Source organism: Streptomyces sp. WMMB 322 (assembly GCF_900090145.1).
Lineage (GTDB): Bacteria > Actinomycetota > Actinomycetes > Streptomycetales > Streptomycetaceae > Streptomyces.
In genome coordinates this window covers 76551-98717 of sequence record NZ_FMHI01000021.1, presented here as the reverse complement: position 1 = coordinate 98717, position 22167 = coordinate 76551, and the positions used below count along the sequence as shown (strand labels likewise).

The following is a 22167-nucleotide window of genomic DNA, read 5'->3' as shown; positions in this document are numbered from 1 at the left end:
GCAAGGTCTTGCGCAAACTCATTCGATCCCGTTACGTTCCTCCGCAGTCCGGCGCCGTCCAGGCGCACGAGGCCGGTTCTCCGGCCCGGAGGCCGCGGGTGGGGCCCCCGGACCGGAGGACGGGATCCGGGTTCCACCGGAGCGAGGCCGAGGGCGGGGTCCACCCGGACCGCGGGTCCGGGGGAAGACATGGGAGGGAATGACATGCGGCGTGGCACAGCAGTCACCGCGGCGGTAGCGGTGCTCGCACTGACGGCGACGGCATGCGGTGGGGACGGCGGGAGCAGCGACAGCGCCGCCAAGGGCGAGATCGCCGGCACCGTCACGTACTGGGACACCTCGAACGACGCCGAGAAGGGCACGTACAAGAAGATCGCCGAGGACTTCGAGAAGAAGCACCCGAAGGTCGACGTCAAGTACGTGCACGTCAACTTCGGTGACGCGAACCAGAAGTTCAAGAACGCGGCGGGCGGCAACTCCGGCGCCCCGGACGTGATGCGCACCGAGGTCGCCTGGGTCGCCGACTTCGCGAACCTCGGCTATCTGGCCCCGCTGGACGGCACCCCGGCGCTCGACGACACCGGCGACTACATCAAGACGGCGGCGGGCAGCACGCGCTTCAAGGGCAAGACCTACGCCGTGCCGCAGGTCACCGACACCCTCGGTCTCTTCTACAACAAGAAGATGCTCAAGAAGGCGGGCGTCGGCGTGCCCGAGTCCTTCGACGAGCTGAAGAAGTCCGCCGAGAAGATCAAGAGCAGGACCGGCGGGACCGCGCTCTACCTGCGCGGCGACGACCCCTACTGGTTCCTGCCCTACCTCTACGGGGAGGGCGGCGACCTCGTCGATCCCACCGCGAAGAAGATCACCGTGGACGACGGGCCCGGCGCGAAGGCGTTCGCGAGGATGAAGGACCTCGTGGACTCCAAGGCGGCGGTCACTGACAGCAGCGACGGCCAGGAGAACGGCCTCAAGGCGTTCCAGGACGGCGACGTCGCCATGATCATCGACGGCCCGTGGGACATCGCCGGAGCCCAGCAGGGCAAGGAGTTCAAGGACGACAAGGACAACCTCGGCGTCGCGCCCGTACCGGCGGGGAGCAAGGGGAGCGGCTCGCCCCAGGGCGGCTGGAACCTCTCGGTGTACGCCGGCACCAAGAACATGCGCACCGCCCAGGAGTTCGCCAAGTACATGAGCTCCGCCGAGGTGCAGCAGCGCACCACCGAGGAACTGAGCCTGCTGCCCACGCGCAAGTCCGTGTACGAGAAGCCCTCGGTCCGCGAGAACAAGATGGTCGAGTTCTTCAAGCCCGCCGTCGACAAGGCCGTTCAGCGTCCGTGGATCGCCGAGGGCAACTCCCTCTTCGAGCCGATCCGGGGGCAGATGGACGCCGTGCTCACCGGCAGCCGGGGCCCGAAGGACGCCGCGGACAAGATCGGTGAGGGCTTCCGCAAGGTGCTCAAGGACTACAAGTAGGCCACCGAGGAAGAGGGGACGGCCCGGGAGATGGCTGTGGAGACCACCAGCCGGCCGGCCCGCGCGGACGCGGACGCCGAAGGCGGCGCCCGCGTCCGCCGGCGGGGGAGCGGCGGACGAAGCGGGGAAGCCGGAAGGCTGCGCAGGGCAGCGGAGAAGCACTGGTACGCGTGGGCCATGGTCGCCCCCGTCGTCGTGGTGATCGGCGTCATCATCGGCTATCCGCTGCTGCGCGGCTTCTATCTGTCGCTCACCGACGCCGACGAGGCGAACGTCGAGCGCACCATCGGCGTCAACCACCTGCCCGCGACGTACCGCTTCACGGGGCTCGACAACTACACGGCGATCCTCGGCGACAGCGTCTTCTGGGACCGCCTCGGCTGGACGGTGGTGTGGACCGCGGGCTGTGTCGGCGTCACATTCGCTCTCGGTCTGACGCTGGCCGTGATGCTCAACAGGCAGGTGCGCGGCCGCTCCTTCTACCGCATCGGGATGATCGTGCCGTGGGGCATCCCGGCCTTCGTCTCCGTCTTCGCCTGGAAGATGCTCTTCAACGAGAAGAACGGCCTGCTGAACAAGGTGCTCGACGGGGGCGGCATCGACGCGGTGCCGTGGCTGGGCGATCCGCTGTGGGCCAAGGCCGCGGTCATCGCCGTCAACGTCTGGCTCGGCGTCCCCTTCATGATCGTCGCGATGCTCGGTGCGCTTCAGGGCATACCCGGAGAGCTGTACGAGGCGGCCGAGATGGACGGCGCCGGGCCCTGGCAGCGGTTCCGCAACATCACGCTGCCCGGCGTGCGCTCGGTCAGCAGCACCGTCGTGCTGCTCAGCACCATCTGGACCTTCAACATGTTCCCCGTGATCTACCTGCTCACCAGGGGCGGCCCGGAGGACTCCACGGAGATCCTCGTGACGTACGCGTTCCGGCTGTCCTTCATCAACAGCCCGCGGGACTTCGCCACTTCGGCCGCCTGGGGTGTGCTGATACTGGTGCTGCTCTCGCTCTTCACGGTCGTCTACAGGCGGTCGCTGCGCCGCCAGGGAGAGGTGTGGTGACGTGACCGCCACGAAGACGATCCCCGTTCCGGGAAGGCGCGGCGAGCGAGGCCCCCTGGCCGCGTTCGGACTGCACGCCGGGCTTCTGGCGGCGACGGCCGTCGCGCTGTTCCCGCCGCTGTGGCTGCTGGTGACGTCCTTCAAGCCGAAGAGCGAATCGTTCTCCACCGCGCTGGTGCGCGACTTCACGCTCGACAACTACACGCATGTCGTCGCCGACACCCACTTCCTGACGTGGCTGGGCAACTCGCTGCTCGTCGTCCTCGGCACGACCCTGATCGGCGTCTTCATCGCCGCGACGACCGGCTACGCCATCAGCCGGTTCCGCTTCCCCGGGATGCGGCCGCTGATGTGGGTACTGCTGATCACGCAGATGTTCCCCATGGCGGTGCTCATCGTGCCGCTGTACAACACCATGGCCAACCTCGGCCTGCTCAACCAGCCCGTCGGTCTGATCATCACCTATCTGACGATCGCCGTGCCGTTCTGCGCCTGGATGATGAAGGGCTTCTTCGACACCATCCCCGTCGACATCGACGAGTCGGGGCGTGTCGACGGACTGACGCCCTTCGGCACCTTCTGGCGGCTCGTGCTGCCCCTGGCGAGACCCGGCCTGGCCGTCACCGGCTTCTACAGCTTCGTGACCGCCTGGGCCGAAGTCGCCTACGCCACGGCCTTCATGACCGGCGAGGAGAACCTCACGCTCGCCGGCGGACTGCAGACCTTCGTCAACCGCTACGGCTCCGACTGGGGTTCGATGACCGCCGCGGCCGTCATCATCGCCGTGCCCGCCGCGGTCGTCTTCGGATTCGCGCAGCGCCATCTCGTGGCCGGGCTCACCGCCGGTGCCACGAAGTCCTGACCCCGGCCACGTCACGGCCCCCGCTGCGACGGCACGGACCCGCACCACACCTCCAACTCTCAGGGATGACATGACCCAGCATCTCGGACCCGCCGGCGCAGCCGCCCCGGCCGGCGAGCAGGGAACGCGACCGGAGCGCACGGGCTGGTGGCGCGACGCCGTCATCTACCAGGTCTATCCGCGTTCCTTCGCCGACGGCGACGGTGACGGCATGGGCGACCTCCAGGGCGTACGGTCCCGGCTGCCGTACCTCGCGGACCTCGGTGTGGACGCGGTGTGGCTCAGCCCGTTCTACGCTTCGCCGCAGGCCGACGGCGGCTACGACGTGACCGACTACCGCGCCGTCGACCCCCGCTTCGGCGACCTGGCGGACGCAGCCGCGCTGATCAAGGACGCTCACGCGCTGGGACTGCGCGTCATCGTCGACGTCGTGCCCAATCACTCCTCGGACCGCCACGTGTGGTTCCAGCAGGCCCTGGAGGAGGGACCGGGATCACCGGCCCGCGCGCGCTACCACTTCCGGCCCGGCAGGGGAGAGGAAGGCCAACTGCCGCCCAACGACTGGGAGTCGGTCTTCGGCGGCCCCGCCTGGACGCGGGTGAAGGAGGCGGACGGCACCCCCGGCGAGTGGTACCTGCACCTCTTCGCCCCGGAGCAGCCCGACTTCAACTGGGAACACCCCGCCGTGCACGACGAGTTCCGCACGGTGCTGCGCTTCTGGCTCGACCTGGGCGTCGACGGCTTCCGCATCGACGTCGCCCACGGCCTCGTCAAGGCACCGGGTCTGCCCGACACGGGGCAGAGCGGCCAGCTGCGGCTGCTGGGCAACGCCCGCCTGCCCTTCTTCGACCAGGACGGCGTGCACGAGATCTACCGCGACTGGCGGCGCGTACTGGAGGAGTACCCGGGCGAACGCATCGGCGTCGCCGAGGCCTGGACGCCCGACTCGCAGCGTACGGCCCTCTACGTGCGCGAGGACGAGCTGCACCAGGCGTTCAACTTCCACTATCTGCAGACCGATTGGGACGCCGAGGCGCTGCGGGCCGTCGTCGCCGAGTCCCTGGAGGCCATGTTGCCCGTCGCCGCGCCCGCGACGTGGGTGCTCTCCAACCACGACGTCGTACGCCACCGCACCCGCCTCGGCGGCGGCCTGCCCCGCGCCCGCGCCGCCGCGCTGCTGATGCTGGCGCTGCCGGGCTCCGCGTACGTCTACCAGGGGGAGGAACTGGGTCTGCCCGAGGTCACCGAACTCCCCGACGAGGCACGCCAGGACCCCTCCTTCTTCCGCGACAACGGGCAGGAGGGGCTGCGCGACGGATGCCGCGTTCCGCTGCCGTGGGAGCGGACGGGCAGCTCCTTCGGCTTCGGCGGCGGCACGAGCTGGCTGCCGCAGCCCGAAGGCTGGGGCGAGATGTCGGTGGCGGCACAGGCCGGCGAGCCCGGCTCCACGCTGGAGCTGTACCGCACGGCGCTGCGGCTGCGCCGCGACCACCCCGGCCTGGGCGCGGGGGACTCGGTCGAGTGGCTGTCCGCACCGCACGGCGTGCTCGCCTTCCGCCGCGGCGACTTCGTGTGCACCGCCAACACCGGCGAGGAGCCCGCCGAACTGGAGGAAACCCCGGGACAGTTGCTCCTGGCGAGCGGCCCGTACGACGGCCGCGGTCCCCTCCCGGCCGACACCACCGCCTGGTGGAGCGTCGCAGGGGTGGCCGGAGCCGCCACCACGCCGGCCCCCGGGAGCGGCGCATGACGGCTGCGGCCTCGGCGCTCCCCGCCACGCGGCTCGCCGACGTCGCCGGGCAGGCACGTGTCAGCGAAGCCACCGTCAGCCGGGTCCTCAACGGCAAGGCGGGCGTGGCCGATTCGACGAGGCAGCGGGTGCTGGCCGCGCTCGACGTCCTCGGGTACGAGCGGCCCGTACGCCTGCGCTCGCGCAGCGCGGGACTAGTCGGCCTCGTCATCCCCGAGCTGACCAACCCGATCTTCCCGGCCTTCGCCCAGGTGATCGAGCAGTCCCTGACCGGCTACGGCTACACGCCCGTACTCGGCACGCAGATGCCCGGCGGAGCCACCGAGGACGAACTGGTCGCCCAGCTCGTCGACCGCGGCGTCACCGGCATCATCTTCCTCTCCGGGCTGCACGCCGACCTGACGGCCGAGCCCGCGCGCTATGCGCGGCTGGCGGCCCGCGGCGTGCCGTACGTCCTCGTCAACGGCTACAACGAGCGGATCGCCGCGCCCTTCGTCTCACCGGACGACCACGCCGCCGCCCGCATCGCCGTACGGCACCTGCGCGAGCTGGGCCACGAGCGGATCGGCCTGGCAGTCGGCCCGGACCGGTTCGTGCCGGTGCGCCGCAAGGCACAGGGATTCGCGGAGGAACTCGCCGAGGACGGGCCGGGCCCGGCGTCGGGCGTCGTGCGGCACACCCTGTTCACGGTGGAGGGCGGCCACGCCGCGGCGGGCGGTCTCCTCGACGCGGGCTGCACCGGCATCGTGTGCGGCAGCGACCTGATGGCGCTGGGCGTCGTGCGGGCCGCACGCCAGCGGGGCCTCGACGTGCCCCGGGACGTCTCCGTCGTCGGCTACGACGACTCGGAGCTGAACGCCTTCACCGACCCTCCGCTGACGACCGTCCGGCAGCCGGTGCGGGCCATGTCGAACGCGGCGGTGCACACGCTGCTGGAGGAGATCCGCGGAAACCCCGTGCCGCACAGTGAGTTCGTCTTCCAGCCCGAGCTCGTCGTACGAGGCTCCACGGGGCAGGCCCCGGCTCACGCGGGGGACAGGTCCCGGGCACGGAACGGGTGAGCGTCCCGGCAGCACGCCTCCCGGTGCGCTGCACGCGTTCGCCCGGCGCCACTCTCCGGTCCGGCCGGCCGGCGGCCCGCCACGCGCGGTCCGCACGCGCCCGGCCGGTCGGGCCGGTCCTCACCGCACCGCCCTGCGGCCGGGCGGGAGGAGGGGTTCGCCCCGGCCTCCCGCCGGCCCGGTCGGTGGGTCAGTGACCCGGCTCCAGCTTCTCGCCGTTCGCCAGCCGGGCGCTGATCTTCGCCTCGGCGCCCTTCTTCGCGAGCAGAGCCAGCTTCCGCCCCGGTGAACTGCCGCTCGGACCGCCGGACTTGCCCGTCGCACGGATACCCGCCACCTTGCGGCTGCCTGCGGCGAGCACGTACCAGTTGCCGGCGTCGCTCTTCCACAGGGCGCCGCTCACCGCGTGCGGCCGGCGCGGGCCGCACGCCGGGGTGTCCGAGGCGCGTGAGGTGAACACGGCCTGCTCGCCGCGCTTCAGACCCGAACGCCGGAAACTGGTGAAGATGCGGGCTCCGTTGCCCCGCCACGTCTCGCCCCGCGTGCACAGCCAGGTCGCCGACCTCATTCCGCCCGGCAGCAGTTGCGTCGCGAACTTCCAGGTGTTGACCGAGCGCACGCCGCCGCCCACCATCGAGCGGAACCCGCAGGCCGTGTGCGCCAGCCGTCCCCTCGCCGTCGCGCTCGTCGCGTCGCGCGGCTTCTTCGTGGGGCTTCCGGAGGTGAGCCGTGCCGGCGTCAACTCGCCCAGATCGGTGTAGAGATGACGTTTCGACTTGCCGCGCGTGGACAGCAGCAGCCCCGGCCAGCGGTTGCACTCGCGCGGGTCGCGGCCCGGTCCGGTCAGCGACACGAGGACTCCGTCGTCCTCGCGGTTGAGGCTGCGGCCCTCGTCGTCGGACTGCAGCAGATCCACCTCTGCCGCCTTGGAGACCCAGGGCGCCGTCAGATAGCGGACGTTGGAGTCGCTCCGGGAGATGACCAGCGCACCGGACTCCGCGGTGTCCGCACCGTCCGTGCGGGCGACGTCCAGGACCGCTCCGCCGCTGTCCGCTCCCTCGGGTTCGGCGTACCGCGCCGCCCGCAGCCCGTCGTGCAGCAGGACGACTTTCGCGCCGTCCACCCGCCCCGCGTACAGCAGTTGGGGCGGCCCGGAGGGCGGCCCGGGGGACGTCCCCTGCGTCACCGACAGCCGGACCTTTCCACCGGGGCGCGCCCAGACGGCCAGCGCCCGGCGCAGCAGCCCGTCGTCGTCGGTGAGGTCTCCGCGCGCCGGCCAGGCGGAGAAGTCCGTGCGCGAGGCGTCCTTCCAGGCCCCGGCGGCGACGCGGGTCAACGATGCCGGTTCCAGGGCCTTTTCGGCGGCCGGGTTGCGCGCGTAGAGGGGCGCGGCTGCACCGTCCGGACCCCAGGAGTCGCCGGGCAGCCCCAGAAGCCCGCCGCACACCACGACCGCGGCCACCGCCGAGAGAGCCGCGCGCAGATGCTGACGGCGGCGCAGCAGATCCGTGGGGCGTGCCTGGAGCGAGCACGGGTCGAACTCCGAAGGACCCAGCACCGGCTTGTCGTTGCTTCCCGCAGGAAGTCGGATGCCGGACGCGGCGGCAAGCGCCTCGGCGGGCTCCTGCACCCCCGCGGCCTCGAGCACACGGCACACCTCTGCGTCCGTCATGCCCTCCCAGCCGCGCAGCGCGCACGCCGCCCGCGCCGCGCCCGACACCTCCGACAGGGCCTTTTCCAGGGCGAGTTCGTACGCGCCGCCGGAACGCGGGAAGAGCTGGAGCCCCAGGACCAGGGGGAAGAGACCGGGCCGCACCGGCAGCCGCCACGGCGCCAGGCGCGGCCGCCGCTCACCGGAGAGCGCCGCCCGCAGCACGCGCGTCGTCAGGAACTCATAGACGTCCGCGCCGGTCGCGTCGCCGCCTGCCGGGCCGTGGCCGCCGCGCCGCTGCGCCGGCAGCACCTTGACCTCGGCGCTGCCGCGGCCACGGGGAAGCGTCCGCTGTACGAGCGAATGCGCCGTCAGCACCCGTCGGTGCCGCGCGAGGGAGGGCGGCAGCACCAGATAGGCCAGCCGTACCAGCCGCGGGTAGTGCTCGACGAGCGCCGCCTGGGCCTGCTCCACATCGACGGAGCCGGACGGTGTGCGCGAATGCTGCGAAGTCGTTTCCGAAAGTGCCACGCTCACGAAAACGAACGACCGGTGGCTTGGTCACCTGGTCCCCCGGGCACCCCGCCGCTCCGCCGTGCCCCCGGGGAGCGCCGTGGCGCCGGAGGTCAGCTCACGTCCCAGTCCCGGAACTCCACGGTGCCGCGGGCTGCCGTGCCGCCGTTCGTCGCCGACATGAACATCCCCACGTCCTGCCGGGAGGAGACCCCCGGCACGGTGACGGTGCCCACCGTGTGCCAGTTCGCTTCGTCGTCCGTGGACAGTTCGCCCCGGAAGGAGCGTCCGTCGCGGGTGAGGCGCAGCGCGACGGGCGCGGTGACGCCGGTGACGCGTACGTATCGGTTGAGGGTGCCGTCGCCGTCGGAGTCGTAGGAGAGCACCACCCCGTTGTCCGGCGTCACCGACAGGTTCACGAAGCCCTGCGACGCGGTGCCGGGCAGCTGGTTGCGGGCCACGATGCCGGCGCGCGCCCACGGACCCGTCACTTCCTGAGAGGTGACGCGGACCGTCGCCGAGACCCCGTCCCGCAGGGCTCCCTCGCGGTAGATCGCACCGAAGTGCGAGGTGCCCTTCCACATGTCGTCGCCGGCGCCTTCGATCGCGAAGCGGTCGCCGAGCTGGCCGAAGACGGCGTCGTTGGTGCTGACGGTCGACAGCTCCCGGTCCAGCGGTCCCGCGACGTAGAGCTTGCCGGACTGCGGCATCCGCACGCGGCGCTCGCCCTCGGGCCCGTACTCCACCGTCAGTTCGTAGGCGAGCGGCTTCAGCGGATCCTTCAGCTCGTCCTTCGGAGCCCGGACACGCCACTTGACGCCGGCGCTGCTGCCCTGTTCGACCCGCAGTACGGAGGTGGAGCCCTGCGGCTCGGCGTTCTGCAGGCCGGTCAGGGAGAAGTCGACGACTCCCGTCGCGCGCAGTCCGCTCTCGTTGCGGAAGACGGCCTCGAACGTGCCGGAAGCGCCCGGGGTCAGCGTGACCGGGTCCGACTTCGCGGTCACGCTGCCCTGGAACGGCGCCTTGGCCAGGGCGGCGTGCACCCGCTGCGCGGTGCGGTAGGGATCTCCCGAAGGGCGCTGCGCGTACGACTTGGTCTCCCGCGCCCAGGCTGCCTCCAGCTCGTACCAGTCGAAGCTCTTGGGGGTCCGGTCCTCCGCGAGGGCGTCCTCGACCTCCTCCAGGTAGGCGCGCCACTGGGGCTGGTGGAAGTCCCCGATGAGGCCCTGCCAGTCGCGGTTGGCGTAGTTGGCGAGCCTGCCCTTGTCGGCGGCCGGACGGTCCGCCCACGCGGTGAGCAGCGTGCGTGCGGTGAGTTCGAGCTTGTCCCGCTCGGACTCGCTGCCTCCCATCCGCCGCGCGTCGGCGAGCCACGGTCCGAGCAGGAAGGACTGGTGGGTGCCGGCGATCTCGTCGCTGAGCTTCATCAGCGACAGCCACAGATTGCTCAGCTTGCGGAAGGCCGCCGTGTCCTGCTGCTGGTACGCGGACTTCAGCTTGCCGATGAGCAGCCACGAGCGGTTGGCGAGGGCCTGGCGCGTGACGTCGGCGAGGTCGTAGCGGTAGGCGTCGCTGCCGCGGAGCGATTCGCGGACGCCGAGCAGGGCCGTCAGTGCCGCGTCGAAGTCGGCGAGGTCGAAGGCCGGGGTGTGCGTGGCGTAGTGGGCGCCGGAGCGGGCGTCGAGGCTGGGCCGTGCCGCGAAGATGCTGTCGTGGGGGCGGCCGTCCGTGCTGCTGATCTCGTAGGCGGTGCCGCGCAGGGCGGCGAGCGCGGCGCGGGCCTTCTCGTCGTCCCCGCCGTAGCGCAGCCGCGCGTAGTCGGCGAACCACTGCTTGCGTTCGACCGGTTCCTCCCGCCAGGCGAGTTCACTGAAGAGTTCGAAGGCGAGCGGGTCGCGGTGCGAGGACTCCGGCATGTACGCGGTGCCCACAAGCTTGCTGCCCGACTTGTCGCGCCACTTTGTGAACCGCTCCGTCCACATCTGCGTCTTGGCGCCCATCGTCGTGCGGCCGCCGAAGTTGGGGATGGTGCCGAACGCGTACGGGACCCCGCCCCAGTCCGACTCGCGGCTGGTGATCCTCTCCAGGTCGGACAGGCCGTCCACGACGAGCGCGCGGTTCTTGTGCTTCAGCGCGTCGAGCAGTTCGAGGCGCGGGTTCTTCTGCCAGCCGAGGATCACCCAGGTCGCGCCGGGCAGCGCCGCCTGGAGCGCCTTCTCCACGGCCTGCGCCGCCTCGGCGACGGGCACGTCGCCGGCCTTGCCGCCTTCGTGCAGCAGATCCATCTTGACGTGGCGGATCTCGCCGAAGACGTCCTTCTGGTGCTTGTAGTACGCGGCGGCGACCTTGCGGAAGACGGACGTGCGCGGGTCGAGCCACGCGGGCCTGGTCAGGCCGTTCCAGTCGCCCTGGGGCACGGTCCTTCCGCCGGGGTTGCGGTCCGAGAAGTCGTCGGGGACCGTGCCGAAGTAGCCGGGCAGCACGGCGTGCATGCCCAGTTCCCGCAGCCGTGTCACGATGCGGCGGCCCAGGTCCTCACGCTTCTTCAGCAGTCCCGAGGAGACGGGGCCTCCGTACTCGGAGAGGTTCTGCAGCAGCCACCAGGGCTGGTGCGAGGGCGCGGGGATCCACGTGCGGGCCTCGTCGTCGGAGTAGCCGAAGTCCGTCAGCAGGCGGTGGTAGACGGCCTCGGAACCGGTCGTCACCAGCACCTCGTTGCAGCCGTGCAGCGCCATCACGTCGATGAAGCGCTCCCAGTGCTTCCAGTCCGCGTACGGGGCGGTGTAGCCGTCGTGCGTGTCGTTGAGCATGAAGCGGTGCGGCACGGTGGCGCTGCGCTCGTACTTGCTGCCCGGTGCGGGGAGCTCCTCGGGCAGGTCGGTCTGGCTGCCCGCCCACGAGATGTGGCAGGCGCAGGTGTACTTCAAGTACCAGTGCAGCCCGGTGAGGGCCACGGCCGGGGAGGTTCCGGCGATCTCCACGGCGCCTGCGCGTCCGGAGACCTTGAAGCGTTCCTTGCCGCCGGTGAGCGCGGTGAAGGAGATCTGGTCGTGGTGGTCGGGGAGCAGACGCCGCACGGCCGCCGCGGCGTGTTCCATGTCGGGCGCCGCGGTGTGGAAGCCGGGGACGGCCGGTGTCTGGGCGGCCGCCGGGTTGGTGCTGGGGCCAAGTGCCACACCGGCGCCGAGCGCTCCGGCCGTACCCAGAAGCGTGCGTCTGTTGATGTCCTCCACGGCGTGCTCCACTTCTCGCAACATCCGGTCACCGCTGACACATGTGATGCGCACGCTAATGGAGTTTTATGTGCTTATACGAGAGGGCGCGGCACGGGTTGTACTGGTCAGCCCCGGTCGGCCCCGTCCAGATAAGCCAGCACCGCGAGCACCCGACGGTTGTCGTCGTCGGAGGGCGGAAGGCCCAACTTCCCGAAAATATTTGACGTGTGCTTGGCGACGGCCCGCTCCGTCACGACGAGCTGTGTGGCGATGGCGGTGTTGGACCGGCCCTGCGCCATGAGTTCCATCACTTCCCGCTCCCGGGCCGTCAGCCTCGCCATGGGCGCCTCCTGCGAACGCCGGGAGAGCAACTGCTGGATCACCTGCGGGTCCATCGCCGTACCGCCCGCCGCGACGCGTCGCACCGCGTCGACGAACTGCTCCGCGTCGAAGACCCGGTCCTTGAGCAGATAGCCGACGCCGCCCGTGCCGTCCGCGAGCAGCTCACGCGCATACAGCTGCTCGACGTGCTGGGAGAGGACCAGGACCGGCAGCCCGGGGCGTCTGCGCCGCGCCTCCAGCGCGCACTGCAGCCCCTCGTCGCTGAACGACGGCGGCAGACGCACGTCGACGACGGCGACCTCGGGCTCCAGTTCCTTCAGCGCCCTGGTCAGCTCGGGCCCGTTGTCGACGGCGGCCGCGATCTCGAATCCGAACGCCTCCAGCAGGCGGACCAGGCCGTCACGCAGGAGGAAGAGGTCTTCGGCGATGACGACGCGCACAAGGTCTCCACGGTGGCCGGAAAGCTGGGTCGCTCCCGGAATCTACCGGCTCGGAGCACAGCCGGGGCGAGGCCCGGCAGACCCCGGGCCCGGGGAGGACGGTCGCGCGCGGCCCGGACGGGGCCCCTCGCCCGAGCCGTCCGGGGCGCCCGCGGCGTGCCTGCTGCCCCCCGAACGCATCCCGCTCCGCGCGGGGACGGGATGCGTTCCCGCTCCACGGACGGCTACTGACCGAGGGCCGCCTCAGCGCTCGAGAGGATCTCCGTGACCCGCTGCGCGAACCGGACGTCACAGGCGTGGCCCGAACCCGTGCGCACCGACTCGGCCAGCGCGTCCACGGCCCTCGCGAACGCGTCCACCGGAGCCTCGTCCCGCTGGGGCAGAGCCGCCGTACCGGCGGCACCCCTGACCTCTGCGGTGACCCCGGCGGCCGCCGGCGGCACGGAATGGCTGAGCGTGCAGGTGCTGGACGCCCCGTCCGCGTGCCGCAGGACCATGTGGACGGTGTCGCCGACGCCGCGCCCCGCGCGGACCGAACCGAGGTCGGTCACATCGCCCAGTACGGGCAGCAGCACGGACAGCGCGTGCGGACCGACGTCCCACAGGGCTCCTTTCTCCCTGCGCCACGGCGAGGCCGTGTAGGGGGAGTCGGCGCCGCCGAAGACGGGGGAGAGCCAGTCGGCCCGGCCCGTCAGCCATCCCTCCGTGGCGGCCTGTTCGCCGATCCACGTGGCGGTCGGCTCGCTGAAGCGCAAGGTGAAGAAGACGACGGACGCCACGCCCGCGGCGTCCACCGCGTCGGTGACCTGCCGCACGGACTCGGGCGTCGTGGCGACGGGCTTGTCCAGCAGCAGATGGCAGCCGGCCTCCGCGGCCCGCACCGCCAGCGGCGCCTGCACGTCGGGGGGAAGCGCAACGGCCACGGCGTCGCAGTCGGTCAGCAGAGCGTCGACGTCGTCGTAGGCGCGGGTGCCGAGTTCGCCGGCGAGTTCCCTGGCCGCCTCGGAGCGGCGGCCCCACACGCCCGTCAACTCCACGTCCTTGTGCGCCGCGAGAGCGGGCCCGTGCGTGCTGGATGCCCACGGCCCGGTGCCGAGCAGTCCGAATCTCATACGTGGTCCTCTTCCGTGTGACTTGCGAAGCTGCGGCGGGAGAGGTCGCAGACATCGACGGAGGTGTGCAGTGTGACGCCCGGCGTCGGCTTGACGTGGTCGCGGGCGAGCCCGAGCACGGCCCTGGAGAGTTCGGCCTTCGCCTCGGGGGTGCGCCCGGACAGCAGCGCCACTTCGACGTGGAGCATCGCGACCTCGTCCGTCCCGTCCGCGATCACGCACTCGTCGATCTGCCGGAACCTGGTCTTGCAGCCCGAGACGGAACCGACCACGGTGCGGGCGAGCAGCGGGTGCAGGGCCAGCCCGAAGCCGCGGCGGTCGAACGTCTCGGCGAGGGCATCGGAGTAGTCGACAGTGATGTGCGGCATGGGGGCAGCGTACGGGCTGAAGGTGCGGCTCATGAGGGAAGCCCGCCGATCGAGCCAGGTGCCGTGACACCTGCTCAAGTCGGCTCCCCAGCCGCTCTGACCTGCGTCAGAACGGCCTCCGGCCGTGGCGTGGCCGGGGCTTCGCCCCGCGGTCGCCGCACGGGGAAGGTGCCCCGGCCCCGCGGCGGGTGGCGCGGGGCCGGGAGACGTCCCGGTTCCGTCCGGCCGGCCGTCTCAGCGGGAGGGGGCGCCGGACCGGGCGGGCTCCGCCGCGCCGGGCGGGCCGAGCGGGACGGGACGTCCGCCGCGCCCCCGTTCCGGGCGCGGCCGAGACCCGTGCCGGGGCCCTGTGCGACAGGCCGGGACAGCCCGCGCGCAGGCACGGCAGGTACCGGTTGCGCTGCGCCGAGCAGCATGTGCCGGGGGTGTAGCCGGCCACACCGTCGAAGGGGGGCTGGTCCCCCTGCCCGCGGGGCCCCGCGCGGCGCAGACTGGAGCAGTGCCCGGCGCACGGAGCGCCGCAGCTGTCCGACGGGGGAGCGGCGGGGGCCAGGAAGAAGGGGCGGCAGCGGTGAACCAAGGAGCAACGGCGGAGGGGAGCGTCGCCGGCGTCCCACGGACGGCGCCGGGCCCACCGGCGCTGCGCGGGCGTGTCCGCGACGCGCTGACGGCGGCGGCGCGGGGACTGGCACTGTGCGTGCTCTCGCTCGGCGTCTCGCTGGCGCTGTTCATCGCGAGTGTGCTGTCCATCGCCTTCATCGTGCTCGGCGTCGGCCTCTTCACGACACCCGCGGTGACCCACCTGGTGCGCATGCACGCCAACCAGCGGCGCCAACTCGCCCGCGACTGGGCGGGTATCACCGTCCGGCCGCCCTACCGCGCGCTCCCGCCGGCCGACAGCGTCGGCGGCACAGTCGCACGCTGCACGAAGCTGCTGCGCGACCCCGCCACGTGGCGGGACCTGGCCTGGCTGCCGGCGGACGCCGTCCTCGGCTTCGTCACCGCGCTCCTCCCCGCCGCGCTCATCGCGTACGGCGTCGAGGGCTTCGTCATCTTCGCCGGGGTCTGGCGGGCCGTTCAGCACAACTACTGGTACGCCTTCATCCCCGTCGAGGGCTTCGGCACGGCCACCCTGTGCGCGGGCCTCGGCGCGCTGCTGATCGCGCTGGCTGCGAGTGTGAACCCGTACTTCGTCAAGGGGCACTTCCTCATCGTCAAAGGCATGATCTCGCCCAGCCGGGGAGCGCAGCTGGCACAGCGCGTCGAGCGGCTCTACGAGACGCGTCACGACGCCGTCGACTCCTCCGCTGCCGAACTGCGCCGCATCGAACGCGACTTGCACGACGGTGCGCAGGCGCGCCTGGTGTCCATGGGCATGAGCCTCGGCACGATCGAAGCCCTCGTCGAGAAGGACCCGGCGCAGGCGAAGAAGCTGCTCGCGCAGGCACGGGAGAACTCCGCCGAGGCGCTGACCGAACTGCGCGACCTCGTACGCGGAATCCACCCGCCGGTCCTCGCGGAACGAGGCCTCGGCGACGCGGCGAGAGCACTGGCACTCCGCATGCAGGTCCCGGTCGAGGCGGACGTCGAACTGGAGGGGCGCTTCGCGGAACCGGTCGAGTCCGCGGCGTACTTCGCGATCAGCGAGGTCCTCACCAACGCCGCGAAGCACGCGCAGGCCGGACGCGTTTGGCTCGATGTCCACTACAGCGAGACCGCAGCCGGGGGCATGCTGCGGATCGCCGTCACCGACGACGGACGGGGAGGCGCCGACCCCCGGAAGGGCTCCGGAATGGCGGGCATCGAGCGGCGCCTGGGCCAGTTCGACGGCATCCTCGCGGTCAGCAGCCCGCCCGGCGGCCCGACGATGGTGACCATGGAGATCCCCTGCGATCCGGTCGGCCGGTGACCGGGCCCGCCGCGACGCCGGTGCGGCTGCGGGTGCGGCCGCCGCTGAGCGACGCCGAACTGAACGCCCTCTTCGCCGCGTCCTGGCCGGCGCACGAACACACCGACTTCGGCGCCCGGCTGGAGCGCAGCCTGCTGTGGGTCGCCGCGTACCGCGGGGACGAACTCGTGGGCTATGTGAACGTCGTCGGCGACGGGGGTGTGCACGCCTTCGTGCTCGACACGACAGTGCACCCGGCCGTGCGGCGGCAGGGGGTGGGGGTGCGGCTCGTACGGCGTGCCGCGGACGAGGCACGGATGGCCGGAGCGCGGTGGCTGCACGTCGACTACGAGGAGCACCTGACGGGGTTCTACGCACGCTGCGGCTTCGGCCCGACCGCGGCCGGACTCCGCCGGCTGGGCTGAGGGAGGGGCGGGACGGGACCGGGAAAGGACCCGGAAGGGACCTGTAAGGCACCTGTAAGGGACCGGGAAGGGACCGGGAAGGCGCGGCCCGCACCCGACGGACGCTGCCGGCCGGGCGCCGTTGTCGGTGGTGCGCCTTAGCGTGAGCGCATGACCTGGACGACTCCCGAGGTGAAGCGCCCCGAGCGCGTGTACGCGGGCGACGAGAGAAACGTGCTGGAGTCCGCGCTGGACCACGGGCGGGCGACGTTCCTGTACAAGTGCGGCGGCCTGACCGGCGAGCAGCTCGCTCGGCGGCCCGTCGGCCGCTCCACGCTGTCCCTGCTGGGCCTGGCCCGGCACCTGGCCGGAGTCGAACGCTGGTGGTTCCGCAACCACCTCGCCGGCGAGAGTGCTCTGCCGTGGATCTTCTTCACGGAGGACAACATGGAGGGGGATTTCGAGGACGGCACCGCCGAGAGCGCTCCCGGCGACTTCGAGATCTACCACCGGGAGGTGGCCGCGGCCCGCGCAGCCGCAGCGGATCGCCCGCTGGACGCTTCCTTCTGCCGCCCGAATGGTCAACTCATGGACCTGCGCGCCCTGTTCGTCTACATGACGGACGAGTACGCGCGGCACAACGGCCACGCCGACCTCATACGGGAGCACATCGACGGACGCACCGGCGAATGACAATCGACGGACGCACCGGCGAATGACAGGGGCGGCCGAAGGAGCGGAGCAGGGCCCCGGCCGCGTCCGTCCGCCGCGCCCCCGGCTCCCGTGCCTCCGTATCAGCCCGGCGGGACTCCCGTGCCGGTCCCGTTTCCGCCGGTGTCCCGGCTGGTCGGGAAACGGCGCGAGGGAATTCCCGGACGGGACTTCCGGACACCGACTCCCGGACGGGACTTCCGGACGCCGACTCCCGCACGCGACTCCCGGACGCCGACTCCCGCGCGGGTCCGGTCAGTTGAGCGCCGCAACCCGCTCGCGGTACCCCCGTACCGGCGCCGCGTCCCGGTAGGGCTCCAGCCGCCGCTCGAAGTCCCGTACGTACTCGTGCGCACGCACCGACCGCATGTCCGCCGCCTGCTGTGCCGCCTCCGCCGCCAGAGCACACGCCTGCTCGACCTCGCCGAGCCCCAGCCGCGCCGTCGCCAGCACCATCCGGCAGAACAGACGGCTGCGCGCGAATCCCGTGCCGCGCAGCTGGAGCGAGCGCTCCGCGTGCTGCGCCGCCGCCCTGTACTGCTGGAGGTCGCGGTGGCAGTGCCCGCTCTCGTCCGCCAGCTGTGCCTCGTCGAAGACGCGCGCCCACGGGGGCACCTCCTCCCCGGACTTGGCCGCCTCCAGCGCCCGTTCGGCCCGCGCCAGTGAGGACGTGCAGGCACGCACCTCGCCCAGCACGGCGTGACCGCGGGCCTCCGCCGCGTGCAGCAGCGCCTGCACCAGCGGCGGGGCGGCGCTCCCGACGCCCTGCTGCGCGACCCTCGCCAGCTGTACCGCCTCCCGGCCGTGCCCCAGATACACCGCCTGCCTGCTCATCGTCACCAGCACATAGCTGCCGTAGGCGCGGTCGCCCGCCGCCTGCGCCAGCCGCAGCGCCTGAACGAAGTAGCGCTGGGCCAGGCCGTGCGCCGCGATGTCGTACGACGTCCAGCCCGCGAGACGCGTCAGGTCGGCGGCGGCGCCGAAGAGCCGCCGCCCCAGCTGCTCCCCGTACACGCCGCGCAGCATCGGCTCCGCCTCGTGCTCCAGGTACCGCACCAGGGCCTGCCGCGCGTGACCGCCGCCGTAGGCGTGGTCGAGGGCGCGGAAGAGTTCGCCGACCGAGCGCAGCGCGTTGACGTCTCCGACGGACACGCGCTGGCCGGGGCCCCGCTCCGTCCGGTCGGGCCGCTCGGCCCGCGCCGCACCGGCGACGGCCGCCGCGCGTGCCGCCGCGCCCGCAGCCGCGGCGGCACCCGCGGCCGGGCGGGGCCCGCCCGGCGCGGCCGCGGTCCCGCGGGGCGAGGGCACGCGCGTGGCGCCGACGCCCTGCCGTGCCGCGACGCCCGCAGCATGGGGCCGGCCGAGCAGACCGCCCGCCCCGTCCGCTCCCGGCCCGGCGTCGGGGTCCACGCCCCTGGCCACCCGCTCGTCGGGGCGCCCGATGAGCCAGTCACGGCTGGGGACGACCAGCCCGGCCGGTGTGAAAGCGATCTTGCGCAGTTCCGCGTGGCTTCCCGAGTCCTTGCGCCACAGCCCGCTGACGATGTCCACGGCCTCGGAGGGCGTCGCCGCGAACTCCAGCCCCGCGTAGACCGGGGCGCAGGCGTCCAGGCCCAGGTCCTGCGCGGTCAGCCTTCTGCCGAGTCGGCGGGTGAAGACCTCCGCGATCAGCGCGGGCGTCGTCCCGCGGGGCTGCTGGCCGCGCAGCCACCGCGTCACGGAGGTCTTGTCGTAACGCAGGTCGAGGCCGTGCTCCAGCCCCAACTGGTCCACGCGCCGGGCCAGTCCGGCATTGGAGAAGCCGGCCTCCGCGATGAGCGCGGCGAGCTGGCGGTTGGGGACGCGCTGCGCCGAGGACTGCCCCTGGGACTGCGCCGACGACGACGGCTGCGACGACGGCTGCGACGACGGCGGAGAGGACGACGACGAGGAGAAGGCGGAGGCGGAAGGGGAGGAGGGGGAGGACTGGGCGGAGGAGTCCACGGAACGTTCGGTGGTCATCAGCTTTACGGGCTCCTGAGCTACGGCTTGCTGCAGGCGCCGTGGCACCCTGCGGAACGGCGCGAACTTAGCCGTCCTGCGGGCGCCTCTCGCACCCTTCGCTGTCCTTTTCATCCATACGTGTGAGGAGGTTCCCGGCTGCCGCAGAGGGCCGCCGCACCCGTAGAGTTTTCCGTGGGACCGGGCTCCACGGCCCGCCCCGCACGGACCGGCCGACCGGGCACGGGCCGGCACGACATTGGAGGAGCCGTGAACGAGCTGCGCTTTGTCCGTCTCGGGTTCGGCGCCGAGGCCGTGGACTACGAAGAGGCATGGCAGGAGCAGCGCCGCGTGCACGCGGCGCGTTTCGCGGAGGAGATTCCCGACACCTGCCTGCTCCTCGAGCACACTCCGGTCTTCACGGCGGGCCGGCGCACGGAGCCCGGCGAGCGGCCCGTCGACGGCACTCCCGTCGTCGACGTCGACCGCGGCGGGAAGATCACCTGGCACGGCCCGGGGCAGCTCGTCGGCTACCCCATCCTGAAGCTGCCCCGCCCGGTGGACGTGATCGCGCACGTACGCCGGCTGGAAGAGGCCATGATCCGCACCTGTGCCGACTTCGGCCTGGAGACCACGCGGATCGAGGGCCGCAGCGGCGCGTGGGTGCTCGGGGACACCTCCGGCGCGGCCGGCCGCTCCGGTGACGAACTCGGCGGTCTCGCCCTCGACTTCGACCCCGAGCCCGGTGACGACGACGAGTACGACCCACGGCTGCGCGGCCCCGAGTACGCGCCCTCCAACGCGGGCCAGCGCGGCGAGGACCGCAAGATCGGCGCGATCGGAGTCCGCGTCGCGAAGGGCGTGACCATGCACGGCTTCGCGCTCAACTGCGACCCCGACAACACCTGGTTCGACCGCATCGTCCCCTGCGGCATCCGCGACGCGGGCGTGACGTCGCTCTCGGACGAACTGGGCCGCGACGTTCCCGTGGCGGATGTGCTGCCCGTCATGGAGAAGCACCTGAGCGAGGTCCTGGAGTCGTCGGAGCCGCTGCCCCGCGCCGTGTGAGCCCGCTGCCGCACCCGTCTCTCCGGCACCCGGCCGGCGCCCCGCCCGCCCCTCGGCACCTGTCGCTGCCGCCGCCGTGACCCCGCCCTGCGTCTGTGAGGCCACCCGGCGGTGGGAGACACCGGAGCGATGGGCGTACCCTGAAGTTCGCCGAGGAATCGAAAGTACGTAGGGAGCCGGACGTGTCCGCTGTCGCACCCGACGGTCGCAAAATGCTCCGCCTTGAAGTCCGCAACAGCCAGACCCCCATCGAGCGCAAGCCCGAGTGGATCAAGACCCGGGCCAAGATGGGGCCCGAGTACAACGCTCTGCAGGACCTGGTCAAGCGCGAGGGCCTGCACACGGTGTGCCAGGAGGCCGGCTGCCCCAACATCTTCGAATGCTGGGAGGACCGGGAGGCCACCTTCCTCATCGGCGGCGAACAGTGCACGCGCCGCTGCGACTTCTGCCAGATCGACACCGGCAGGCCGGCGGAGCTCGACCGGGACGAGCCGCGCCGCGTCGCCGAGTCCGTCCAGCAGATGGAACTGCGCTACGCCACGATCACCGGCGTCGCCCGCGACGACCTCGACGACGGCGGTGCCTGGCTCTACGCCGAAACGGTGCGCCAGATCCACGAGTTGATGCCCGACACCGGCGTCGAGCTGCTCATCCCCGACTTCAACGCGGTACCGGAGCAGCTCGCGGAGGTCTTCTCCTCGCGTCCCGAGGTGCTCGCGCACAACGTCGAGACCGTGCCCCGCATCTTCAAGCGCATCCGCCCCGCCTTCCGCTACGAGCGCTCCCTGGAGGTGATCACCCGCGCCCGCGAGGACGGTCTGGTCACCAAGTCCAACCTCATCCTCGGCATGGGCGAGACGCGCGAGGAGGTCAGCGAGGCGCTGCGCGACCTGCACGGAGCCGGTTGCGAACTCATCACGATCACCCAGTACCTGAGGCCCTCCGCACGTCACCACCCCGTCGAGCGCTGGGTGAAGCCGCAGGAGTTCGTCGAACTCCAGCAGGAGGCCGAGGAGATCGGCTTCGCGGGCGTCATGTCCGGGCCGCTGGTGCGCTCCTCGTACCGTGCGGGCCGCCTGTACAAGCAGGCCGTCGAGGCACGCGACGCGCGGGCTGCGTGACGGGGATGACGGGGACACCGCCCGCAGATCCGTACCGGCGCACGAACCGCCCGACGGCGGCGTGACGTTGGCCGCATCGGCGTTCACAGCCTTTGACCCGCTGGTCATCCGCTGGTAACACCTAACGGTGACGATGGCTGTACTTACAGTTCACGGCAGCTACGTGAGATCACGGAGGGAACCGCCTTGCGGACCACACTGCGCGCGCTGGAGAGCGTCGAGAACCTGCTGATGCGCAGGGGCCATGCGACTGCGCGCCGGAACGCCTGGGCGGCGGTCCTGGAGAACCGCCGCCGGGCCGTCGCGCGTACCGAGGCCGAACGGGTACTGGAGGCCGCGGCCGACCGGAGGCCGGCCGCCACGTAAACTTCCCCGCATGGCGAGGAAGGAAGACTCCGAGAACAACCCTGGGCGGCTCAAGCAGATCGCTCTGACGTACAAGATGACCCGGCGTGCCGACCGGAAGATCGGCCTGATTCTTGCCGGTGTGGGGCTTGTCACCTTCGGTGTACTCCTCGCCGTCGGCTTCCTGATCGGGCACCCGGTCTACGCGGGCATCCTGGGCGTGATGCTGGCCCTGCTCGCGATGGCGATCATCTTCGGGCGCCGGGCCGAGCGGGCGGCCTTCGGCCAGATGGAAGGACAGCCGGGTGCCGCGGCGGCCGTGCTGGAGAACATCGGGCGCGGCTGGACCGTCACGCCGGCCGTCGCGATGAACCGCAGCCAGGACGTCGTCCACCGGGCCGTGGGCCGTGCGGGCATCGTCCTCGTGGGCGAGGGCAACCCGAACCGGCTCCGCTCGTTGCTGGCGTCCGAGAAGAAGCGCATGGCCCGCGTCGTCTCCGACGTTCCCGTGCACGACTTCGTCGTCGGCGAGGCCGAGGGCCAGGTGGAGCTGAAGAAGCTGCGCACCAAGCTGCTGAAGCTGCCGCGGGTGCTCACCGGCCCCCAGACCACGCAGGTCAACGACCGGCTGCGCGCGATGGGCGACCTCATGAGCAACATGCCGATCCCGAAGGGCCCGATGCCGAAGGGCATGCGGATGCCGCGGGGCCAGGGCGGCCGCTGAGCCCTCGGCGGCGCGTCCGCCGGTACGTTCGCCCATCGCTTACGCACAGGTCCGGCCCGGGAACGATCTCCCGGGCCGGA

At 71.9% G+C, this 22167-nt stretch carries 18 protein-coding genes; 12 read left to right on the top strand and 6 right to left on the bottom strand.

Features of this window, described 5'->3' with window-relative positions; all coding sequences use genetic code 11:
* The first annotated feature begins 204 nt into the window (after window positions 1-204).
* From H180DRAFT_RS25820 to H180DRAFT_RS25800, 5 genes are all read left to right on the top strand, one after another.
* Window positions 205-1476, top strand: coding sequence for an extracellular solute-binding protein (locus H180DRAFT_RS25820; RefSeq protein ID WP_055488554.1), 1272 nt, complete (start codon window positions 205-207; stop codon window positions 1474-1476).
* A 177-nt stretch (window positions 1477-1653) separates the two neighbouring features.
* Window positions 1654-2532 (top strand): carbohydrate ABC transporter permease, encoded by an 879-nt coding sequence (locus H180DRAFT_RS25815; protein ID WP_254666193.1) that lies wholly within the window; start codon window positions 1654-1656, stop codon window positions 2530-2532.
* A gap of 1 nt (window position 2533) precedes the next feature.
* On the top strand, window positions 2534-3394 hold the full coding sequence (locus H180DRAFT_RS25810) for a sugar ABC transporter permease (RefSeq protein ID WP_175437829.1): 861 nt from the start codon (window positions 2534-2536) through the stop codon (window positions 3392-3394).
* A gap of 70 nt (window positions 3395-3464) precedes the next feature.
* Window positions 3465-5144 carry a glycoside hydrolase family 13 protein gene (locus H180DRAFT_RS25805; protein ID WP_055488552.1) on the top strand — a complete coding sequence of 560 codons (1680 nt, stop codon included), beginning with the start codon at window positions 3465-3467 and terminating at the stop codon, window positions 5142-5144.
* The gene (locus H180DRAFT_RS25800) at window positions 5141-6205 is read left to right on the top strand and encodes a LacI family DNA-binding transcriptional regulator (protein WP_055488551.1); all 1065 of its coding nucleotides are present in this window, start codon (window positions 5141-5143) and stop codon (window positions 6203-6205) included. The genes H180DRAFT_RS25805 and H180DRAFT_RS25800 overlap by 4 nt, the downstream gene beginning before the upstream one ends.
* A gap of 190 nt (window positions 6206-6395) precedes the next feature.
* Here the strand turns inward: H180DRAFT_RS25800 and H180DRAFT_RS25795 are convergent, their stop codons facing one another.
* The 5 genes from H180DRAFT_RS25795 to H180DRAFT_RS25775 form a co-directional block, all read right to left on the bottom strand.
* Entirely contained in the window at window positions 6396-8387 is a 1992-nt protein-coding gene (locus tag H180DRAFT_RS25795) for a hypothetical protein (protein ID WP_055488597.1), read from the bottom strand.
* A gap of 95 nt (window positions 8388-8482) precedes the next feature.
* Window positions 8483-11626, bottom strand: a complete 3144-nt coding sequence (locus H180DRAFT_RS25790; RefSeq protein WP_055488550.1) for an alpha-N-acetylglucosaminidase — start codon at window positions 11624-11626, stop codon at window positions 8483-8485.
* An 83-nt stretch (window positions 11627-11709) separates the two neighbouring features.
* The gene (locus H180DRAFT_RS25785; protein WP_055488549.1) at window positions 11710-12366 is read right to left on the bottom strand and encodes a LuxR C-terminal-related transcriptional regulator; all 657 of its coding nucleotides are present in this window, start codon (window positions 12364-12366) and stop codon (window positions 11710-11712) included.
* Window positions 12367-12590: 224 nt separating this feature from the next.
* The gene (locus H180DRAFT_RS25780; protein ID WP_055488548.1) at window positions 12591-13478 is read right to left on the bottom strand and encodes a Gfo/Idh/MocA family protein; all 888 of its coding nucleotides are present in this window, start codon (window positions 13476-13478) and stop codon (window positions 12591-12593) included.
* A complete protein-coding gene (locus H180DRAFT_RS25775; protein WP_055488547.1) occupies window positions 13475-13846 on the bottom strand; it encodes a 5-carboxymethyl-2-hydroxymuconate Delta-isomerase in 372 nt (123 codons plus the stop codon). The genes H180DRAFT_RS25780 and H180DRAFT_RS25775 overlap by 4 nt, the downstream gene beginning before the upstream one ends.
* A gap of 640 nt (window positions 13847-14486) precedes the next feature.
* Here H180DRAFT_RS25775 and H180DRAFT_RS25770 point away from each other — a divergent pair.
* The 3 genes from H180DRAFT_RS25770 to H180DRAFT_RS25760 all read left to right on the top strand — a co-directional run bounded on the left by H180DRAFT_RS25770 (window position 14487) and on the right by H180DRAFT_RS25760 (window position 16831).
* A complete protein-coding gene (locus H180DRAFT_RS25770; RefSeq protein ID WP_055488596.1) occupies window positions 14487-15755 on the top strand; it encodes a sensor histidine kinase in 1269 nt (422 codons plus the stop codon).
* Complete coding sequence (locus tag H180DRAFT_RS25765) at window positions 15752-16159, top strand: GNAT family N-acetyltransferase (RefSeq protein WP_254666190.1); 408 nt, start codon at window positions 15752-15754, stop codon at window positions 16157-16159. Before H180DRAFT_RS25770 ends, H180DRAFT_RS25765 begins: the two co-directional genes overlap by 4 nt.
* 150 nt (window positions 16160-16309) lie before the next feature.
* The gene (locus tag H180DRAFT_RS25760; protein WP_055488546.1) at window positions 16310-16831 is read left to right on the top strand and encodes a DinB family protein; all 522 of its coding nucleotides are present in this window, start codon (window positions 16310-16312) and stop codon (window positions 16829-16831) included.
* 273 nt (window positions 16832-17104) lie between these two features.
* Here H180DRAFT_RS25760 and H180DRAFT_RS25755 read toward each other — a convergent pair whose 3' ends face one another.
* Window positions 17105-18850, bottom strand: a complete 1746-nt coding sequence (locus H180DRAFT_RS25755; protein ID WP_254666189.1) for an NsdA family TPR-like regulatory protein — start codon at window positions 18848-18850, stop codon at window positions 17105-17107.
* Between the two features lie 249 nt (window positions 18851-19099).
* Here H180DRAFT_RS25755 and lipB point away from each other — a divergent pair, with 249 nt between their 5' ends.
* The 4 genes from lipB (at window position 19100) to H180DRAFT_RS25730 (ending at window position 22087) form a co-directional block, all read left to right on the top strand.
* Window positions 19100-19897, top strand: a complete 798-nt coding sequence (lipB, locus tag H180DRAFT_RS25745) for a lipoyl(octanoyl) transferase LipB (RefSeq protein WP_079100412.1) — start codon at window positions 19100-19102, stop codon at window positions 19895-19897.
* Between the two features lie 182 nt (window positions 19898-20079).
* Window positions 20080-21018, top strand: a complete 939-nt coding sequence (gene lipA / locus H180DRAFT_RS25740; protein WP_028434865.1) for a lipoyl synthase — start codon at window positions 20080-20082, stop codon at window positions 21016-21018.
* 186 nt (window positions 21019-21204) lie between these two features.
* A complete protein-coding gene (locus tag H180DRAFT_RS25735; RefSeq protein WP_055488545.1) occupies window positions 21205-21384 on the top strand; it encodes a hypothetical protein in 180 nt (59 codons plus the stop codon).
* Between the two features lie 10 nt (window positions 21385-21394).
* Window positions 21395-22087, top strand: a complete 693-nt coding sequence (locus H180DRAFT_RS25730; protein ID WP_055488544.1) for a DUF4191 domain-containing protein — start codon at window positions 21395-21397, stop codon at window positions 22085-22087.
* Window positions 22088-22167: the final 80 nt, after the last annotated feature.

Bases quoted from the DNA above. Each gene is read 5' to 3' on its own strand.
- H180DRAFT_RS25820 (WP_055488554.1), top strand. From the start codon at position 205: ATGCGGCGTGGCACAGCAGTCACCGCGGCGGTAGCGGTGCTCGCACTG.
- H180DRAFT_RS25815 (WP_254666193.1), top strand. From the start codon at position 1,654: ATGGTCGCCCCCGTCGTCGTGGTGATCGGCGTCATCATCGGCTATCCG.
- H180DRAFT_RS25805 (WP_055488552.1), top strand. From the start codon at position 3,465: ATGACCCAGCATCTCGGACCCGCCGGCGCAGCCGCCCCGGCCGGCGAG.
- H180DRAFT_RS25800 (WP_055488551.1), top strand. From the start codon at position 5,141: ATGACGGCTGCGGCCTCGGCGCTCCCCGCCACGCGGCTCGCCGACGTC.
- H180DRAFT_RS25790 (WP_055488550.1), bottom strand. From the start codon at position 11,626: ATGTTGCGAGAAGTGGAGCACGCCGTGGAGGACATCAACAGACGCACG.
- H180DRAFT_RS25780 (WP_055488548.1), bottom strand. From the start codon at position 13,478: ATGAGATTCGGACTGCTCGGCACCGGGCCGTGGGCATCCAGCACGCAC.
- H180DRAFT_RS25775 (WP_055488547.1), bottom strand. From the start codon at position 13,846: ATGCCGCACATCACTGTCGACTACTCCGATGCCCTCGCCGAGACGTTC.
- H180DRAFT_RS25760 (WP_055488546.1), top strand. From the start codon at position 16,310: ATGACCTGGACGACTCCCGAGGTGAAGCGCCCCGAGCGCGTGTACGCG.
- H180DRAFT_RS25755 (WP_254666189.1), bottom strand. From the start codon at position 18,850: ATGACCACCGAACGTTCCGTGGACTCCTCCGCCCAGTCCTCCCCCTCC.
- H180DRAFT_RS25730 (WP_055488544.1), top strand. From the start codon at position 21,395: ATGGCGAGGAAGGAAGACTCCGAGAACAACCCTGGGCGGCTCAAGCAG.